Source organism: Plantibacter sp. VKM Ac-2880 (genome assembly GCF_015351235.1).
GTDB lineage: Bacteria > Actinomycetota > Actinomycetes > Actinomycetales > Microbacteriaceae > Plantibacter.
Genome location: NZ_JADKSJ010000001.1, coordinates 1,721,309 through 1,738,754, shown reverse-complemented (window position 1 = coordinate 1,738,754; position 17,446 = coordinate 1,721,309). Strand labels below are relative to the sequence as shown.

The 17,446-nt window shown below is 63.7% G+C and carries 26 protein-coding genes; 18 read left to right on the top strand and 8 right to left on the bottom strand.

Translation table 11 applies throughout. From position 1 onward, the window contains the following. Positions 1-22: 22 nt before the first annotated feature. Positions 23-1,291 (top strand): MFS transporter, encoded by a 1,269-nt coding sequence (locus ITJ57_RS08385; RefSeq protein WP_194669633.1) that lies wholly within the window; start codon positions 23-25, stop codon positions 1,289-1,291. Between the two features lie 24 nt (positions 1,292-1,315). Here ITJ57_RS08385 and ITJ57_RS08380 read toward each other — a convergent pair whose 3' ends face one another. The 4 genes from ITJ57_RS08380 to ITJ57_RS08365 are packed head-to-tail and all read right to left on the bottom strand — an operon-like array spanning position 1,316 to position 2,843. Further along, positions 1,316-1,780 carry a hypothetical protein gene (locus tag ITJ57_RS08380; RefSeq protein WP_194669632.1) on the bottom strand — a complete coding sequence of 155 codons (465 nt, stop codon included), beginning with the start codon at positions 1,778-1,780 and terminating at the stop codon, positions 1,316-1,318. Further along, on the bottom strand, positions 1,777-2,190 hold the full coding sequence (locus ITJ57_RS08375) for a hypothetical protein (protein WP_194669631.1): 414 nt from the start codon (positions 2,188-2,190) through the stop codon (positions 1,777-1,779). The genes ITJ57_RS08380 and ITJ57_RS08375 overlap by 4 nt, the downstream gene beginning before the upstream one ends. A 49-nt stretch (positions 2,191-2,239) precedes the next feature. Continuing rightward, complete coding sequence (locus ITJ57_RS08370) at positions 2,240-2,665, bottom strand: TadE/TadG family type IV pilus assembly protein (RefSeq protein WP_370582272.1); 426 nt, start codon at positions 2,663-2,665, stop codon at positions 2,240-2,242. Further along, positions 2,649-2,843, bottom strand: a complete 195-nt coding sequence (locus tag ITJ57_RS08365; protein ID WP_056007134.1) for a hypothetical protein — start codon at positions 2,841-2,843, stop codon at positions 2,649-2,651. The genes ITJ57_RS08370 and ITJ57_RS08365 overlap by 17 nt, the downstream gene beginning before the upstream one ends. Before the next feature lie 123 nt (positions 2,844-2,966). Here ITJ57_RS08365 and ITJ57_RS08360 point away from each other — a divergent pair, with 123 nt between their 5' ends. From ITJ57_RS08360 to ITJ57_RS08305, 12 genes are all read left to right on the top strand, one after another. Beyond that, entirely contained in the window at positions 2,967-4,394 is a 1,428-nt protein-coding gene (locus ITJ57_RS08360; protein ID WP_194669630.1) for a recombinase family protein, read from the top strand. A gap of 106 nt (positions 4,395-4,500) precedes the next feature. Further along, positions 4,501-5,037 carry a hypothetical protein gene (locus ITJ57_RS08355; protein ID WP_194669629.1) on the top strand — a complete coding sequence of 179 codons (537 nt, stop codon included), beginning with the start codon at positions 4,501-4,503 and terminating at the stop codon, positions 5,035-5,037. Then, positions 5,037-5,999, top strand: a complete 963-nt coding sequence (locus ITJ57_RS08350; protein ID WP_194669628.1) for a tyrosine-type recombinase/integrase — start codon at positions 5,037-5,039, stop codon at positions 5,997-5,999. Before ITJ57_RS08355 ends, ITJ57_RS08350 begins: the two co-directional genes overlap by 1 nt. 136 nt (positions 6,000-6,135) lie before the next feature. Beyond that, positions 6,136-6,609, top strand: coding sequence for a hypothetical protein (locus ITJ57_RS08345; RefSeq protein ID WP_194669627.1), 474 nt, complete (start codon positions 6,136-6,138; stop codon positions 6,607-6,609). 669 nt (positions 6,610-7,278) lie between these two features. Further along, positions 7,279-7,728 (top strand): hypothetical protein, encoded by a 450-nt coding sequence (locus tag ITJ57_RS08340; RefSeq protein WP_194669626.1) that lies wholly within the window; start codon positions 7,279-7,281, stop codon positions 7,726-7,728. Then, positions 7,725-8,843, top strand: coding sequence for a recombinase RecA (locus ITJ57_RS08335; RefSeq protein ID WP_194669625.1), 1,119 nt, complete (start codon positions 7,725-7,727; stop codon positions 8,841-8,843). Before ITJ57_RS08340 ends, ITJ57_RS08335 begins: the two co-directional genes overlap by 4 nt. Before the next feature lie 82 nt (positions 8,844-8,925). Beyond that, positions 8,926-9,345 (top strand): WhiB family transcriptional regulator, encoded by a 420-nt coding sequence (locus ITJ57_RS19780; protein WP_370582271.1) that lies wholly within the window; start codon positions 8,926-8,928, stop codon positions 9,343-9,345. Further along, positions 9,342-9,689, top strand: a complete 348-nt coding sequence (locus tag ITJ57_RS08325; RefSeq protein WP_194669623.1) for a hypothetical protein — start codon at positions 9,342-9,344, stop codon at positions 9,687-9,689. Before ITJ57_RS19780 ends, ITJ57_RS08325 begins: the two co-directional genes overlap by 4 nt. Further along, positions 9,673-10,068 (top strand): helix-turn-helix domain-containing protein, encoded by a 396-nt coding sequence (locus tag ITJ57_RS08320; protein WP_194669622.1) that lies wholly within the window; start codon positions 9,673-9,675, stop codon positions 10,066-10,068. Before ITJ57_RS08325 ends, ITJ57_RS08320 begins: the two co-directional genes overlap by 17 nt. Positions 10,069-10,313: 245 nt before the next feature. After that, positions 10,314-10,853, top strand: a complete 540-nt coding sequence (locus ITJ57_RS08315) for a hypothetical protein (RefSeq protein ID WP_194669621.1) — start codon at positions 10,314-10,316, stop codon at positions 10,851-10,853. Positions 10,854-10,857: 4 nt separating this feature from the next. After that, on the top strand, positions 10,858-11,091 hold the full coding sequence (locus tag ITJ57_RS08310) for a hypothetical protein (protein WP_194669620.1): 234 nt from the start codon (positions 10,858-10,860) through the stop codon (positions 11,089-11,091). Positions 11,092-11,420: 329 nt separating this feature from the next. Beyond that, a complete protein-coding gene (locus ITJ57_RS08305) occupies positions 11,421-13,265 on the top strand; it encodes a right-handed parallel beta-helix repeat-containing protein (protein WP_194669619.1) in 1,845 nt (614 codons plus the stop codon). Between the two features lie 58 nt (positions 13,266-13,323). Here ITJ57_RS08305 and ITJ57_RS08300 read toward each other — a convergent pair whose 3' ends face one another. Then, a complete protein-coding gene (locus ITJ57_RS08300) occupies positions 13,324-13,884 on the bottom strand; it encodes a hypothetical protein (protein ID WP_194669618.1) in 561 nt (186 codons plus the stop codon). Positions 13,885-14,060: 176 nt separating this feature from the next. Here ITJ57_RS08300 and ITJ57_RS08295 point away from each other — a divergent pair, with 176 nt between their 5' ends. From ITJ57_RS08295 to ITJ57_RS08280, 4 genes are all read left to right on the top strand, one after another. Next, positions 14,061-14,531, top strand: a complete 471-nt coding sequence (locus ITJ57_RS08295) for a hypothetical protein (protein ID WP_194669617.1) — start codon at positions 14,061-14,063, stop codon at positions 14,529-14,531. Positions 14,532-14,545: 14 nt separating this feature from the next. Further along, positions 14,546-14,713, top strand: a complete 168-nt coding sequence (locus ITJ57_RS08290; RefSeq protein WP_194669616.1) for a hypothetical protein — start codon at positions 14,546-14,548, stop codon at positions 14,711-14,713. A 165-nt stretch (positions 14,714-14,878) separates the two neighbouring features. Then, positions 14,879-15,691, top strand: a complete 813-nt coding sequence (locus tag ITJ57_RS08285; protein WP_194669615.1) for a hypothetical protein — start codon at positions 14,879-14,881, stop codon at positions 15,689-15,691. Between the two features lie 74 nt (positions 15,692-15,765). Further along, entirely contained in the window at positions 15,766-16,062 is a 297-nt protein-coding gene (locus ITJ57_RS08280; protein ID WP_194669614.1) for a hypothetical protein, read from the top strand. 15 nt (positions 16,063-16,077) lie between these two features. On the opposite strand, the gene ITJ57_RS08275 is transcribed toward ITJ57_RS08280, so the two are convergent. Continuing rightward, positions 16,078-16,521, bottom strand: coding sequence for a hypothetical protein (locus tag ITJ57_RS08275; RefSeq protein ID WP_194669613.1), 444 nt, complete (start codon positions 16,519-16,521; stop codon positions 16,078-16,080). A gap of 68 nt (positions 16,522-16,589) precedes the next feature. Then, the gene (locus ITJ57_RS08270; protein WP_194669612.1) at positions 16,590-16,763 is read right to left on the bottom strand and encodes a hypothetical protein; all 174 of its coding nucleotides are present in this window, start codon (positions 16,761-16,763) and stop codon (positions 16,590-16,592) included. A gap of 188 nt (positions 16,764-16,951) precedes the next feature. On the opposite strand from ITJ57_RS08270, the gene ITJ57_RS08265 reads away from it, so the two are divergent. Beyond that, on the top strand, positions 16,952-17,167 hold the full coding sequence (locus ITJ57_RS08265; RefSeq protein ID WP_194669611.1) for an Lsr2 family protein: 216 nt from the start codon (positions 16,952-16,954) through the stop codon (positions 17,165-17,167). Positions 17,168-17,199: 32 nt separating this feature from the next. Here ITJ57_RS08265 and ITJ57_RS08260 read toward each other — a convergent pair whose 3' ends face one another. Next, the gene (locus ITJ57_RS08260) at positions 17,200-17,439 is read right to left on the bottom strand and encodes a hypothetical protein (RefSeq protein ID WP_194669610.1); all 240 of its coding nucleotides are present in this window, start codon (positions 17,437-17,439) and stop codon (positions 17,200-17,202) included. Between the last annotated feature and the right edge of the window lie 7 nt (positions 17,440-17,446).

Genomic DNA, 17,446 nt, shown 5'->3' with positions numbered 1-17,446 from the left:
CCGCGGGCGTACGATCGAGCAGATGACTTCCGAAGAACGCCCGTTCAACCTGCGCTCCGTCGCGGTCGCGGTCTTCCTCCCCACCCTCCTGTTCTCGATCGGCGAGGGCGCGATCATCCCGATCATCCCCGCTGTGGCGGGGAACCTCGGCGCGACCCTGGCCGTCGCCGGTGTCATCTCGTCGCTCATCATGCTCGGAGAGCTCGTCGGGGACGTTCCGTCGGGGTGGATCGTCAGCCGGATCGGCGAGCGCTTCGCGATGATGTGGGCGGCCCTGCTCGCCGTCGTCGGTGTCGCGACCGCGGCGATCTCGCCGAACCCGTTCGTCCTCGCGCTCGGGATCTTCTGCATCGGCCTCGCGACGGCGGTGTTCGGCCTCGCGCGACATGCCTTCATGACGACGTACGTGCCGATCCGCTACCGCGCGAGGGCCCTCTCCTCGCTGGGCGGGGTCTTCCGCGCCGGCACCTTCATCGGCCCCTTCCTGGCCGCGGGCGTCATCCATCTGACCGGCACCTCGCAGGCCGCATTCTGGGTCATGGTCGTCTGCTGCGTCGGGTCCGCGGTCACGCTGCTGGTCCTCCCCGACCCGGCCGAGATGTTCGGTCGGCCGAGCCCGACCCGCAGCACCGACGGCGAAGCCCGAACCGAGGGTGAGGAACTCGCGGCAGCGGAGTCGAGCGGGCTGCTCGCCGCGATCCGCACCCACGGCGCCGTGCTCACCCGGATGGGGAGCACCGCAGCGCTCGTCGGGGCGATGCGGTCGTGCCGTGCCGTGCTCCTCCCCCTGTGGGCGGTGAGCATCGGCCTGTCCGAGACCGAGACGGCGCTCATCATCGGCGTCGTCGGAGCGGTCGAGTTCGCCTTGTTCTATGCCAGCGGTCAGATCATGGACCGTTGGGGCCGGATCTGGACGGCCGTCCCCTCGATGGTGGGTCTGGGTTCCGGGTTCATCATCCTGGCGTTCACGCACGACCTCGACAGCGCCGCGGTGTGGTTCGTCGCCGTCGCCCTGGTACTCGCGCTCTCGAACGGTCTCGGCAGCGGGATCCTCATGACCCTCGGATCGGACCTCGCACCGCCGGACCGACCGGCGCCGTTCCTCGGCGCCTACCGATTCCTCGGAGACGCCGGCACCGCCGCCGCTCCCCTGGCGATGTCCGGGATCACCGCGGCCGCATCGATCTCCCTCGCCGCGGGGACCATCGGCGGTGTCGGCCTGATCGGCGCGTTCCTCCTGTTCCGGTTCATCCCCCGGTTCATCGACCGCGGCTCGCGGCCCTTCCCCTGATCGGTCATGCACGACCGGTCGTGGTCACCAGAACACGCTGCGGGCGTTCGCCGTCGCCTCGATCCGAACACCCGCCGGCACGAACAGCGTCAGCATGGGTGGACGCCACTCGGATGCCAACGAGACCTCCGCGCCCCGCCCGTCCGGAGTGACGGCCTCGAGGATCTCGACGTCGGTGAGGGCACCTGGGCCCTCGGCGGCGAGTGTCGCGTGGGCGCTCGACGCCACGGCGGCGTCGTCGAGGACCGGCCGGAAGGTGCCGTCCGGCAACAGGGTGACGTCGTCGATCGAGAACGACTCGGCAGCGGTTGCGGCGAGTCGGTCGGCGAGCCCGAGGAGGCGCTTGTGCTCGACGTACAGCGAGGTCGCGGCGATCCCGACGAGCACGACCGCGAGCGCCACCGCTGCGAAGCCGATCGTCAGGAGCAGGGTGGATCCGTCATCGGTGCGGAGGTCACGGCTGGCCGGACCCGATCGACCGCCTGTCATCCGGCCTCACTGTCGCGGTCGTCGAATCGTGAGACCGGGGCCGTCGCGGATCCGGACACCGGGACCGCTCCCCACGACCCGACGACGTCGGGCATGAGCGGCAGGGCCACCAGGATGTCGATCCTCACGCTGACGGATCCGGCCCGTTGGCCGCACGGCAGGCCTGCTGGCAGGCAGCGGAGCTGCGCCGAAGCTGCCGATCGGTCGAGCCCGAAGTCGGCCAGCGCGAGCGCGAGTGCGTCGTCCACGCGGGCCCGACCCGTGGCGTCGTCCGGTGCTCGTGCGTACGACTTCGCCGCCTGCACGGCGGCTCCGTCTGCTGCCAGCACCGCCGCCTGGATCTCCGAGAGCGCGACGATGAGGTAGACCAACGGGACGAGCAGGACCAGGCCGACGGTGATGAATTCCAACGATGCCGAACCGTCGTCGTCCCGTGCGGTCGCCGATCGGTCGCTCCGGTCAATCGATCGTCTCCAACACCGCACGCCCCTCCACCTCCAACGCGCCAGGGAGACCGAGCAGCCCGATGACGGGCAGCGGAGCTCGGACGGTCACCGTGACGACGTCGACGCCACCACGATCCGCAAGCGATGCCCGGATGTCACCCGCGTAGGCCTCCCCCACCGCCACGGCGACGAGATGCCGTGTCCGGTCGGCGCCGTCGAGCAGTTCGGTGTCTGCGAGGGCTCCGAGACGGGCCCCTTCGGCGGCGGCGTCGATCAGGGTGTTCCGCACGTGCAACGCGAGGGCGAGTTGCACCACGGACATCATCAGGATCGTCAGCATCGCACCGACGAACACGAACTCGGCGACTGCCGAACCGTCCTCCTCCTGAGCGCACCGACGACGCAGGCGTCCTCCGCCGGGCTCAAATACCGGAGACACGCTCGATGGCCTGCTCGAACACCTGCGTCAGGGCGGGGCCGGCGACACCCCAGATCAAGAGGACGAGCCCCGCCGTCATGAGGGTGATGAGCACCCAACCGGGCACGTCGCCGCGGTCCTCGTCGAGGAGGGCCCGGCCTCGGTCGCGGAGGCGTTGCGGGAGCAGGGGGGAGGACATGTGGGACCTTTCGTTAGAAGCCGGTGCGGAGCACGAAGACTCCGGGGAAGACGGCGATGATGATGGACAGGGGCAGGATCAGGAAGACGAGGGGTGTCGGTAGTGAGTTATAACCTCTTTCACATGAGAGCCGGCATCTACGCACGAATCAGCAAGGACACGGAAGGCACTGAGCTTGGCGTCAAGCGCCAGGAGCAGGACTGCCGGCGTGAAGCTGGTCGGCGCTCATGGGACGTCGTCGAGATGTACATCGACAACGACGTCAGCGCGACTCGCTCCAAGCGCCGTCCCGCTTACGACCGAATGGTCAGCGACATCAAAGCCGGCCACATCAACGCGATCGTTGTTTGGGATGTGGACCGGCTCACACGCACACCCAGGGAGCTCGAAGACGTCATCGACATGGCCAACAACTACGGACTCGCCCTCGCCAACGTTGGTGGAGACATTGACATCTCCACGCCAGACGGACGAATGATGGCACGCATCAAGGGCACGGTCGCTCGTCGCGAGGTCGAGAGCATGTCTCGCCGGCTCAAACGAAAGTTTCAGGAGAAAGCCGAGAAGGGCGAACCGCACGGCTACAGCCCTTACGGATTCCGCCGCGTCTCGGAGACCGATAGTGACGGGCAAATTGTCGGATCGGTTCGCAAGGACGTGGTGGACGACGAACAAGCCGCGGTGGTTCGTGAGGCGGCCCGGCGTGTGCTCGCTCACGAGTCGCTGCGATCCATCGTCAACGACTTCAATACGCGAGGCATCCACGGCCCTCAAGCGCCACTGTGGAACTCAACAATCCTCCGCCAAATCCTGACTCGGCCGACCAACGCTGGTTTGCGTCAGTACCAAGGGAAGGTGATCGGTAGGTCCACCACCGAACCGATCTACTCGGTAGAAACCCATGACCAGCTCGTTGCGCTCCTCACGGATCCTTCCCGCCGCTCGAACCATGTAGGCCCTGGGTACAAATACCTCTTGAGCGGCATCGCCCTTTGCGGTCTCTGCGGCGGCGCAATGAGGCGTCAGATCGGTCGCTTGCTGTCGGTCGGGTCAGACGGCACAGCGAAGCGCCAGGAGCCGTCTTACCACTGCTCGGAGTGCTTCAAGGTCCGCCGCAAGCAAGAACCCGTCGACGCTCTTGTCACTGAAGTTCTGATCGGCAGGCTCTCGAGGGACGATGCATTGGACCTATTCGCGCAGAACGACGGCGCGGCGGCAGACGAGTGCCGCGAGTTGATCGCCGGTGTCGACGCGAAGCTAGACATCATCGCCGATCAGTTCGCCTCCGACGAGATCACCGCTGCTCAGCTCAAGCGCATTACAAGCCGTCTGCGGGATGAGCGAAGCCAGCTCGAGCACAGATTACGTCTGAGCGAACCGCAGACGATCGTCGCCGAGCTAGCCGGTGGAGACGTGAGAACGAAGTGGACCGCTTTGCCCCTCGCCGCGCAACGCGAAGTCGTGGAGACGCTTCTGACCGTCACAATTCAGCCGGCGGGCAGCGGTCGAAGATTCGACCCCGAGAGCATCTCAATCGTTTGGCGCAGCTAGGCCCCGTTTGAGCAGGTGGGAAATCGCTTCCCACCTAACAGAGAATGCCCCCGGCGCCTGGCAGGGCGACGAGGGCGAGAACAATCCCAACTGAAATGAGATGAACATGACTACCGTACCTCAGCCCTCAATGGGACTGAATGCTTGGATCTCTGAAGTCTGTGGACTCCGAGCGATCACCAGCCGCCCGATCGAAGCGGGCGATCCCCGCATGGACGTCCTGCCCGACGCGAGCGAGGGAGACTCGGAGCTGCTGGGCAAGCTGTACTGGCTGGAGCACGTGGAACTCCCGCCCTTGCCGTTTACCGCCCCTTCATGGGCCGCAGAGGTCATCGTTCAGCGCAACGAATGGCCCGAGCTGACCATCAAGTACCGCGGACGGTTGTTCACTGCAGACGGTGAATCAGACCCTGACGTCGATCCGAGCGCGCGGGTGGAACAGGCGTTCGGCATCATCATGGAGGACCACACCACTCCGGACGGAGAGCGCGAGGCCGCCGGCCAGCTCTACCCCTGGGGGCCCCCTCGCATCATCATCCAGAACCCTCCAACAGAGGAGCTCGACGCAGACGCCGCGCTGAGTCTTGCGGTAATTCTGGGCGCCGCAGCATCCGAGCTCCGTTCGATCAAAGAGGCGAACTGATGGCGAACGTGGCAGTAGCGCCCCGACCGCGCGACCCCGCTCATCAGGGCTTCGGTCTGCGTCTGGTGGGCGAGATTGACGGCTGGGCTGAGGTCCTGTCTGACTTCGCGGACTTCCAACGCTCTCAGGGCCTGTCTGACACGACGATAAGGAACCGACACAGCATCTTGCGCACGCTGGCGCGTGATTGTGGACGCGGGCCCATGGACGTAACCGCGTCCGACCTCCGCAAACAGGTCGGACGCGAGGGCATCTCTGCAGGCAGCAGACGCACCTACCGCGGTGCAATGATCGCCTTCTTCAGCTTTCTGCAGGAAGACGGCTACCGCGTTGACAACCCCGCGTCGAAGCTTCCGACAGTATCGGCACCGCGTGGTGTTCCGCGGCCGTTCAGCCAGGATCAGATCTCGGCAATGATCGAAGGTGGGGCCTACCGCAAGACGCGCGCCATGATTCTCATCGGCTACTTCCAAGGCTTCAGGGTCTCGCAGATCGCCCGCGTCCACGCAGATGACCTGGACTTGCTCGAGGGCACGATCCGCACGGTGGGCAAGGGCGCGAAGGTCAGCACGTTCCCGCTGCATCCGGTCATCAAACAGCTCGCGCGGTCTATGCCCTCACAGGGCTGGTGGTTTCCCGCTCGCGGTGAGCGCGACGGGCACATCCATGGTTCGTCCGTGACGAACCTCATCACTCTGGCGAAGAAGCGGGCGGGCATCACCGACCCGCATTTGACTCCTCACTCCTTGCGTCACGCGTTCGCGACCGACATGATCGAGAACGGTGTCGACATCCGCGTGATCCAGGAGCTTCTCGCCCACTCGAGTCTCTCAACGACACAGATTTACACGGGCGTCTCGGCGCGCCGAAAGCGGGAAGGAATCTTGACTCTGCCTGCTCGCGACGTCCCGGCCCGTTCCAACCGTGGCTCGTCCGGGGCTCAGGTCACAACTAAGTTGTGAACTTCCACCTGATGCAGGTGCATCACCTTCAACCAGGTGCGAGGACGGCATGGGTCGGATTCCAAATCGGATCCATCACTAGAAGGGATCAGGTGCGACATACGGCGCACCTACGACCGGCAAGATTGGAGAGGCAATGAGTCGCACGAAACGTGGCGCCTTCCGTTTGAAGGGCGGCCGGCGAAACATCATGCGAAGCGACGAGCCCTACCTGTCCTTCTACTGCCGTGGACCCCAGGACGCGCCGCACGAGAAGTGGCGTATCGGGACCGTCTTCGCGAGCGAACACAACGGATCCGTGGGCTGGCACGAAAGCACGAGCGGCTACGCCGAGCCTTCCTCCGACACCCTCACCAAGGTCTATCCCCCGTTCACGCATTGGCTGGACGAAAACGAGTACATCGACCGTGAGCGACACGACCCTGATGTCTTCGAGCAGCCAGGCTTCCGCGTGGTTTGGGATCTCAAGTGCCCAAAGTGCCGGTTCGCCCGAAGGATCGGCAATCCCGCCGCGCACTATGGCCTAATCGCGGAACTATGGGGCATCGGAATAAGGGAGATATCGTTGCGGGCATTCACTGGGCGTGTCGAAGCTCCTAAGACCGACTAGGTGCTAACGTTCGAAGCAAGCACAGCGCTGGGCACTCCTCGTGAGATCCATTCAAGATAGCCCCCTGGTTGCTCCAACCTCCTAGCAGAGGAAGATTCTCCCTGCTCGGAGGTTTTCTCTTGTCCTGGACCACTGAACGCGCCAAAGTCGCGTCATTGTCTCGCTCCCGCACCGCTGACGACCCGGATCTCGTAGCCGCACGAAGCAACCTCAAGGCCGCCCGTGCCGAAGACTACATTCGCCGGCTGATCGAGGAAGCACCACCGCTCTCCCCTGACCAGCGCGCCCGCATCGCCGCGCTCTTGCGTCCAGCAGGCGGTGGTGCCGCTTGAACGCCGCAACCTCTCCCGCTACCTGGAATCACGAACAGGAAGGCCAGACCACCTCGGTCGATCAACTCGTCCGCCGTGCCGTCATGTTCGCCAGAGAGCGCTCATTGGACCTCTCCCCGTCGAAGTGCTCGAGGCTCGTTCGCGCCCACATCCGCAAGGGCGGCACGGTCGCAACGGCTGCCGAGCTCCTCGGATACTGCATGACGCACGTAGACCCCACCGGAGAGTCAGCCGCCCACAACGTAGACACGTTCGACCGGCGCGGCTATGACGCGCGCGCGGTACGGCAGGCGGGACTGTCTCGAGGCCAGATCATCGGCGTGACAGCAGGTGCACGATGAACGCGGCACGAGAAAGCCGCCTGGCGGGCAACCAGACGGCCGAAGTTCTCGCTGGGCGGCGGGACACCTCCATTCTCCCACGGCCTGCGCAGCACACTCCGAAACTCGTCGGGGCGTCTGTTGAGACAGAGCTGGAAGCCACCCTCTGGAGGCTCATGGATGGCTCCATCGCGATCTGGCAGCTCACTCCGGCACTCGCAGCCTGGTGGCATGTCGCCTACGCTGCCGGCGCCCAGTCTCTGGGCGACCATCTCGATCAGGCACAGGCCGACGCTGACCGCTACTACGAACTCGCGATGAACCCCGGCAAGTCTCTGTCCGAGATGAAGCAGCGTCGCATCGATGAGGCGATCGCTGACGCTGATCGTGCCGGCGCTCTCGTAACAGAGAGGGACGTCGCACGAACCATCTTCGCAGCCGTCCAGGTAAAGGGGCGTGCACAGTGAACGACGACAACTACGCCAATGTCGCCCAGCTCCTCGACATGGGCGATCTCGCCGCCCCCGCTCCGACGGTCGGTCTGCGCAGCGACCTCGTTGGACTCTTCTACGAAGAGCAGATCAACTTGCTCTTCGGACACCCCGAGTCCGGTAAGACGCTCATCGCACAGTGCGCCTTGGTCGACGAGCTCAACCGCGGTCGGAACGCGATCGTGATCGACCTCGACCATAACGGAGCTCGAGCGACCATCTCCCGCCTGATCGCCATGGGAGCCGACGAAGACATCCTCCGCAACCCCGAACGCTTCAGGTACTGCGCACCAGACGACGCCGAGCAGCTCACTGCGATCGTCGCTGACACCGGGGCATGGAAGCCATCCATCGTGCTCATGGACTCTCTCGGCGAGTTGATGCCGCTCTGTGGAGCGTCCAGTAACTCACCCGACGACTTCAGTCGAGTGCACACGGAGATGCTCAAGCCACTCGCGAAGTCAGGCGCAGCCGTCATCCTCATCGATCACCTCGCGAAGAACACTGATTCGCAGTCGTTTGGGTCAACTGGCACCGCTGCGAAGAAGCGTGCCATCGGCGGCACAAGCCTCCGCGTGACCGTCGCAGAGGCGTTCAAACCTGGAGTTGGAGGTAAAGCTCAGCTCGCGATCAACAAGGACCGTCACGGCGGTCTGAGAGCTGCTTCAGGAGGCGACGACCGGGAACCGTTGGCAGCGACGTTCAAAATGTGGGACGAGAACGGCGACATCCGGTGGACGTTCATCCCGCCGGCTGCAGGCGAGCGCGTCAAGCCGGTAGGTGTCTCTGACGAAGACATCAAGATCCTTTCGGAACTCTCTCCCCCGCCATCGAGTCAGCGGAACGTGAAGGAACGCCTGGGATGGGGAAGTACCAGATCACTCGATGCTCTCCGAGCATGGCGACTGGCAGGCGAACCCACCGTGGTGCTCCCCGCTCCTCAAACCCCTATGTGGGGAGCAGAGGAGCACCGAGAAGCTGCGCTCCGGGAGCGCTCCGGGAGCAATAACACACAGCCAATCGACACTGCTCCCCGCTCCCCACACAGGGGTTCGGGGAGCAAGGAGCAGTGGACGGAGGACATCGCATGATCACCCGTTACAGGCGCCACAACTGCAACAGCCGTCATCGCTCGGCCCCCACGTTCCTCCGCTGCGCGATCCGCAACCTCGCATGGTGCAGCGGCAGCGGCGCATTCGGAGTCATCGCCTGGTGCCGTATACCGACGGCAACGTTGTGGGGAACAGCAGAGGAAGCACAATCCGCGCTCAACCAGATGGCCGGAACAGGCTGCGGAGGCCGATGCGTCGGCAGACACGCACTCGTATCGATCGACCTCGAAGGGCAGGTTCGAGGATGACCGCACGAGCAGAAGCAGCGTTCACCGCACTCAACCAAGCGATGGAGCGCAACACTCCGGGATGCCAAGACGACGGACGGTTCATCCTCGACGATCAGCCAGCCGACAGCCTCGAGTACATCTGCCACAGGTGCCCATTGCTGGCCCTCTGCCGCGACTACGCCGCGGCAGCGCGTCCAGCCGGCGGTATCTGGGCCGGCAAGCGATGGTCCAGCAGGAAGGGGCAGTCATGACGTGGGACATCGAACGACGACGGGCTGAAGCGTACGTCGCAGCACATCGACTCATCCGAGCGGCGTTGAACGTCTCTGGCTCGTTCAACGCCGGCGAGGTTGCAGACGCGCTCTACCAAGGGATGGATGTCGACATAGAGCATGCACGAATCGACGTCCTGCATCTGCTCACCCTCGCCGCTGGAGACATGCTCATCTCACTCCACGGAGGGAGCCTGGCCGGGGCGTTGGATCGGCTTGATCAACTCGATGCGATAGTTGCCAATCACATCCAAGATCTGAGGTTCCAAGAGATCGTCGGATTCGTCGGGATGCAGGGGGTCGACAATGACGAAGTCTCCTGACGCTTGGCTTCATGGGCAGGACGGGCCGATCGTCATTGTCTCTGCACACGTGGCCGCCTACCTGAAGAAGGCGGTCCCGCTCGACAGGCTCCGTCTCGCGGCACGGGACATGCAGGACGCTGAGGTCTACAACGTGCTCAGCAGCCTGCACCGCGCCGCGCTCGCATACAACCCGACAGGAGACGAGAAGGGGCTGGATTCAATCCCCACCCCTTCACCGACACTGACCACCAGGCAAGCCGCGACACAACTGCATCTCTCACCGCGGGGTGTGCGGGATGCATGCGAGAAGGGGCGCCTTGCAGGTGAGCTCGTCGACGGGCGCTGGCAGATCAGTCGAGCATCCGTGCGGCGCTACACGCGGAACCAGCAGCCCTAGCCGAAGTAAGAACATCTCGCGTTTGAAACGCGACCTGACCCGTGAGGCCGCATTCGAGATGCGGCCTCACGCAGGTCCGATTTCGCATCCGAGCTGACGGGCATTGGGAGACTGCCGCCGGCGGCACACACCAACGGCACCCGGCGGCAGTCCAACCATCCTGGAAGTAGCTGGAACCACCACAGCCTGAGCGAGAACACCCGCTCACCCACCACCTTCGGCGTGCCCGAAAGACAGGAACCATCATGTCCAACTACCTCCTCAAGGAACAGATCCTCAACGTCCGCAAGGAAGCCGACGCACTGCAGAACCGATACAGCGCAGAACACGGCCGCATCTCCAAGGACGGCAACATCAGCGACACCTACCGGTCGGAGCTCCTCGCCCAGAACACGACCGCAGCGAAGAGCGCGCTCAAGGTTCTCCTCGAGAAAGAGAAGGCACTCGTCACCGATCGCGCACAGGATCTCGAACGCGTACTCGACTCGAAGGTCGGTCACACCGCCAGCGACATCATCGCGTTCCGGGACGCACAGGACCGTGCTGAGAAGATCACAGACGCCGACGAAGCAGAACGCGTCATCAGCCGTGCCCTCCGCAACAGCGACGACTCCCTCGCCTACGCCGTGTTCCGTCAAGCCCTCGACCACCGGTACACCGGCGCCATCAACCTGTTTGCGGCCGAGAAGCCCAGCGCAGCAGAAGCAGCCAAGGACCTCATGGACGTCCGAGAAGAGCAGGAGTCAACGATGGAGCGAGCAATGCACTACGCCTACTTCGGCTGAACCCATGACCGAACGACGAGGGATCGTGCGCATCAACGACCACGTCCTCGAACTACCCGAAGCGGAAGCACGACAGCTACTCAAGTCAGCAGTCGCCGCATCACGCAACTGCCGGCCACTGCCCATCAGTCCCGACACATCCGTGCTCATCAACCAGACCACACAGATCAGCCTCACCATCACAGATGGCTTCCTCGAGCTGTACGAAGCCATGCTGCGCACCCGCGACAGCAGGTGACACAAACACTCATCGAGCAGCAGGCGAGACGACAGGCGGGCACACAGACCCAGGGGCAGGTCCGCCCCCTCCGCATCCTGAAGGACCTCCGGAGTTAGCCAACGTCCCTCCCCGATTTTTTTCCACAGAACCCAGCAGTTCCCGTTCGCGGGGCTGCTGGGTTTCTGCGTTCCAAATGGCGGGTTTGGAGGCACCTGAAGGTTCCCACCCGCCCTCCATCGAGCTCACCTAGAGCACTCAAGCGTTGCTTGCCGGCTCTTCCATCAACCAGAAAGCAGTGAACCACTATGACCAAATACCTCATTTCGGTTGATGCCGAAACTATGCAGTTGCCCGAGTCGGTTCTCGACGCGCTCCCCTTCTCTCCGAGCACCATCGAGGACGGCACGGTCGTCGGCGACAATCTCGTCCTCACGAAGCTTGACGGGTCCACGAAGGTCGCCGGTAATGTGCGCGGTCCGGCAGGAGCCGATGGAGCCAACGTCCTTCCTACGCAGCAGGCGATCGCCGAAGCAGTTGCAGCCGGGGTCGCAGACACCCGCTACGCCAAGCTGCCCACTCCGCAGAAGAACGCCCTCACGGGATGGTTCCACGCGGACGGTTTTGCGGGGGCCACGGGTGACCTGAAGGTGAAGGCTGCGGTCATCGCCGCCGCGGGTATCGCTCCGGTGTACATCTCCGGTGCGCTCGCGTTCGCCACCGCGGTGCCGCTCCTCTCTGGGACGCACCTCATCGGGAACCCGAACGCGGTGATCGACATGGGTTCCCTCGCTTCGGCGTTCACCGCACCGGGCATCAGCGACGTTCTGATCGAGGGCCTGAAATTCGCCGGTACGACATCGACGAGCGTGGTGCTCCTGGCGACGGCTGCCGCCTCGAACATCACGATGCGACGGAACGTGCTGCAAGGGCCACGACTCCTGTCGACCAACCCGGGTGTCACGTACGCGAACGGGACAGCTGCGATCTGCACGGACATCACGATCACGGACAACCAGTGCACGGGTATCGTCGGTGGCCCTGACCTCGCTTGCGTCCTCATCCCTTACACGCGCCGCGTCACGATCACGAACAACCGGATCTCACTGTACCGGCACGGCGTGCAGTTCTGGGGTGGTAACTCGAACCCTGCGAACGACGGCGTGGTCGTCAACGCCCGCAAGTGCGGCGACCTCGTCATCACCGGCAACCTCGTGTATGACATTGGAATGGGCGGCATCTGGGGCTCGATGGGCGAGAACGTCACCATCGAAGGCAACACGGTCCGCACGTGCGGTGACGTGTGCATCGACGTCGAGGGCTGCTGGAATGTTTCGATCGCCGGCAACACCGCCAAGGACGGATTCAATGGCTGCATCACGGTCTTCTTCTACAACCGCGATGTGTCGATCACCGGCAACACGGTCGTGCAGACCAATGCGGGGCGTCTCACGGTCGGCATCTATAACTCTGGCGACAACACGCAGAACAAGGGCATCACGATCAGCGGCAACGCGATCAGCGGAGTCGGCGTGATGGCACAGTTCGGGCACGACGGCGCGTCCGACATCACGGTGGTTGGAAATACCTTCCGGAACGTCTACATCAAGTGGGACGCGACCAACTTCCGGATCCTGAACATCTCGAATAACACGCTGACCTACGACATCGTCGCGGCTGAAGCGTTCACCGCGATCGAGTTGGCCCGTCCTCGAGGTGGAGCTCGAACGGCCCCGCAGATCGCTCGCGGCAACGTGATCTCTTCACTCGCCAACCAGCCCGCCGGCAGCGTCGGGATCCACGCGATCAGCGACTCGTTCAACGACGACAACCTGCAGCAGATCCTCGGCAACAACATTGGCGGGTTCCCGATCGACATCCAGGTCACGCAGAACTCGGCCAACACCGGGCGCACGCAGAACTTCCAGGTCGAGGACAACGTGCTGGGAACCGCTACACCGGGCATTGTCCGCAACGACACGGGCACGGGCAAGTCCACGCTGCGCACACGCGGCAACCTCCGTCACAACGGAAACCCCTGGCCGGAGGCGATCCCAACGGACACGACGCTGGCGTGGGATGCTGGCACGCGGATCGAGTACCGAGCGCCAGCCGCTGGTGGCTTCACTGGCGCGGTGTGCACCACGGCAGGCTCTCCCGGTGTGTGGAAGCAGTTCGGGTCGATCGCTGCGTAGGCAACAGGCAGCCCCTCTGGGCTCATCCTCGGGTGAGCTCGGAGGGGGCTCTTGTTCGTTACCAGGACACTTCGTCCGGGTCTGGCACTAGGACCTCGATGGACGCTAATTCGGCCATCGTCGCGCGGATGTCGAGAGATTGATCAAAGACCCTGACGATTGCCGTGTCAGTGTCGAAAACGCGCGCTATGTCGTGCTCATTTACCCCTCGAACGTTCCTCAACGGCCCGATGTGAGAGTCCAAGAATCCCGCGCCGCTCGTCTTCTCTGCCCAGTCGTCCATTCGTTCGGCGAAGTGCTCGAGCGAGTTCCGCACGCTCTTGTCGGCGAGATACGTGGATTCTCCGATGCCGAAACGCGCACGAAGGGCCTGACCTCGTGCTCGGACCTTTGCTACGTCTGGGCCCCGATTCTTGGCGGGCCACAGGATGTCGCTGAGCCGTGCGATCGCCCCGAGCGCCGCATCCATGGCGTACCAGAACCGGATGCTGTCTGGTTGATCCGAGTTCACGATGACCTCCACATCGCGGATTGCTACCGTCGCAAATTCTGCTTGACGATGGATCTCGCGTTGGAACATCTTGATCGCGAGGTCGGAGAGTTCGGCTGGGTCGGTCACGGTGAGCAGGCTATCCCGCAGCCGACGCTTTGTGACATCGGCATTCAAGCGAGGATGTCCAAGGCCCGACGTCGAGCGCCCCTCGCGGGCTTCGACAGAACTCCGCGCAGAGTGCGCTGAACTCTGCTGCTGCCATTTTGGAGCAGACGGGTTCGCAGGATGGTGCTACGGCTGCGGTGCAGCGCGGCCGTGACGAGCTCATCCTTGCGTTGGCGCAGTTCGGCATCACGGGAGCTGCAGCGGAGGCCTACGCCGATTCGCTGGGGCTGATCCCGTCGAACATCAACACGGCAGCTTCGTTGACCGGTGTCACTGCGGCTGAGGCTGAGTTGGCGCAGTTGGCTCGTGAACGTCACGCCATCATCCGAGTGACAACCACGGGTGAAGCGATCTACGGCAACGGGCCGACAGCGTTCCTCCCGCAGGCGAACGGTGGAGTGGTCAGCTACTTCGCTGCCGGCGGGATGCGAGAGAACCACGTGGCGCAGATCGCCCGGCCTGGTTCGTGGCGCGTGTGGGGTGAACCGGAGACGGGCGGCGAGGCGTACATCCCGCACGCACCGTCCAAGCGTGCACGGTCGTTGGATATCTGGGGTGAGACCGGGCGGATCCTGGGGGTCCCGGGTTTGCGGAGGGCGGTTACGTAAGCGGACCCACCTTCGTGGCGCCCGTCGCCCCGGCGTCCGGCCTACCGGCGGACCGTCCGATCACGATGGACGGCCACCTGTTCGGGATCCTTCGCGAAATGGCGAACGGCGAAGCGCGAATCGTCGTCAACGACTACGAGACCACGTCACGCATCGGGCTCGAGAACGGTCTCGGCCGGTAGATCCATCGGCCCCTTCCCGAGCCCACCAAAAGGTGGGCTCGGGAAGGGCTATTCGTCGTTCCGTACTCGAACCGGTTCTGTTGGACCCTGAAAAGCAGGCATACACGGAGTTGGACGGTAACCTCATGGGAGACGAGCGCGCGGCCGACAACCAAGGACAACTCAATGGAACACATCGTGGCTGGAACGCTCGATGCGCTCTCAGTGACTGAATTGTCCGAGTCTTTCGATGACCTGCACCTCAATCTCGAAAGGGTTCGATTTGCGACGCCAGAGGGCATCGTAGCGATGGTGACGAAGCTCGAGAAGATTGCTCGCTCCGGAACTTCGGTGCTCGTGAGTGCGCCGACCTCAGACAACGTCTCCAACTACTTGGCGCGAGCACACGTACCCCACATCCTCGATGGGTTGGACATCCGCCACGGCTTTGGGTCGGTGCGCGAATGGCACCAAGGAAACCAGCTGATCGAACTGCAGATGTTCAGTAGTTCGTCGGAGGTCCACGCACTGGCTACAAGCGTGCACGCATTCGCCGAGCCGCACGGAGCCGACATCGCCGCGCAACTGTTCAGCGCCGTGTGCGAAGCTGGCGAGAATGTCAGCTTTCACGCGGAGACAACTCACGGCTATGTGATGGCGCAGTACTTCCCAAATCGCGGAGATTTTGGGTTCGCGATTGGAGACAGCGGGGTCGGCTTCCTGGGGAGCCTGTCACGCATCGGTGCCACGGATCATGACAGCGCGCTTGCGATGGCTGTTGCCCCTGGTGTGAGCGCGACAGGCGAAAGAAATCGGGGATACGGGTTGTCGTCGATCCGGGACAACGTGAGCGGCCTCGGTGGATCGTTCAAGATCTTCGGCGGGAACCGGAAGTTGTCTTTTGGCTCTGGCTGCGCTCCCACCGGCTCTAAAGGGGCGTTCGTCGGCGTTCAGGCGGGCTCGCTCGTCTCGTGCGTCCTCCCTACGCGACGCGCCTGAGGCTGGCGTATAATCAGCGGCCTCGGACCCGAGCAGCGTGTTAAGATCGAAGCAACGCAAGGAGAGGTGCCATCATGGGAGCTTCCATCACTTTGCCCCGTCTGGCCGGCACGCGAAACGCTGCTGAGCAGCTCGTGCAGGAGTCTCTGGGAGACGACGTTTCTGTCTCGGACGTCACCGTCTACGCACGGGCAGTGGCCAGCGCGGCGCCTTCGTTCCTTGACGCATTGTTTGGAGCCCTGGGTGAACGGGGCATCCGTCGAGTAAATCTAGTTGGCGCCTCGGGACAGCTGCTGGACCTGATGAGCAGCTCCGCACGTCGCGGCAATGAGGTCGAAGTGGAACCAGCGTCGGCCGCCGCCGTCAGCTAGTTCTGATACGGGACCTTAGGCGGGGACGCCTTTGCTAATCTCTTCGACCATCAGCGCGAAACGCCTGTCAATGTCATCGGCGCTCGTCTCCTCGTTCTGACCCGCAAAAAGCTCGCCCTGCTTGACGAGTTCTCTGGCCAGACTCAGTAAGGAAACGTCGCCGATCTGGGCAACCCCCACCAATAATGCCGATGACGCATTAGCCACCTTCTGGTCACGGTCAGGATCGATTGGCGTGGCCGGCGCGTTGCCATAGAACTGATAGAGCGCGTAGCTAGTGCCCACTACCTCGAGCGCCTGAGCTCGAATCTGTCGCCTGAAGTCTCTGCTTGAGGTGCGCGAAGAAAATGCGCTGTTGATCAGTGCACTCAGGCCACTCGAACCTGCCACGATGGCAACCAAGAGTATGGCCAGCTGCCACAATTCCGCACTCTTCACCGCGTCGATCAAGTCGCCCATAGGGGTACAGTACCGGCGGTCGCGCTTCGCTCAGGCGAAAGCAGTGGATCGGAAGGCCGGAATTGTACCTACCGTCGTCGTTGCACCCCGTCGCCGTCGATCCCGTTCGGTGGCCCATCCCGACCATCACGCTTCACCGGGAGGTCCCACCGCACCATCATGTCCGCGCGCTCGAGCGTGGGCGTAGTGCCCATGAGGACGCGGTCCGCAGGGTCGAGCGCCCACCGAGTGACGAAGAACACGTCCTCACCGCCGCCTTCTCGCCGGCGCTCGAGCACAGCTTTCGGTACTTCGGGGTCGTTGCGGATGACGACCCACGTGTCTTGGTCGAACCGAATCGGTTTCGGACGGATCCAGGTGGCCATAGAGGAAACGTAACGGGTGGTTCCGACGTCGGGTGGGCAGACCCGCCTCTGCCAGAATGAAGCGCATGGCCAAGCGCACCATCATCACGCTCATTGACGACCTCGACGGAACCGACATCCCGCCAGGCACAGGCGAGACTGTCCGATTCGGTGTCGACGGCCGTAGCTATGAGATTGACCTCGGCGACGACAACGCCGCCGCCCTCCGCGCGGCACTGCAGCCTTACGCGCAGGTGGGACGCCGCCTCGTGACGACCAGCTACCATCGGCGTCGACGGTAGCTGCCCCGGAGCTTCACCATCGAAAGACTCACTCAGCGTCGTTCGGCGGCTGGTCGACCAGATCGAACCTCGCCGTGATCCACACTGAATGCGGCGAGCCTCGTCCAAGCGACTTTGGTCGCCGCGACGGTCTCGGGAAGGCGGCGGCGGTCTGCCTCGAGGTAGACGCTGCGCATGTAGTCCGCGGCAGCGCCGATCAGCTCAGTCGGGGCCTCGTTCCGGCGCGCGGCGTCGAGGACGGCACTGACCGTCGCAGCCTCTTCGGCCGTCATGCGGACA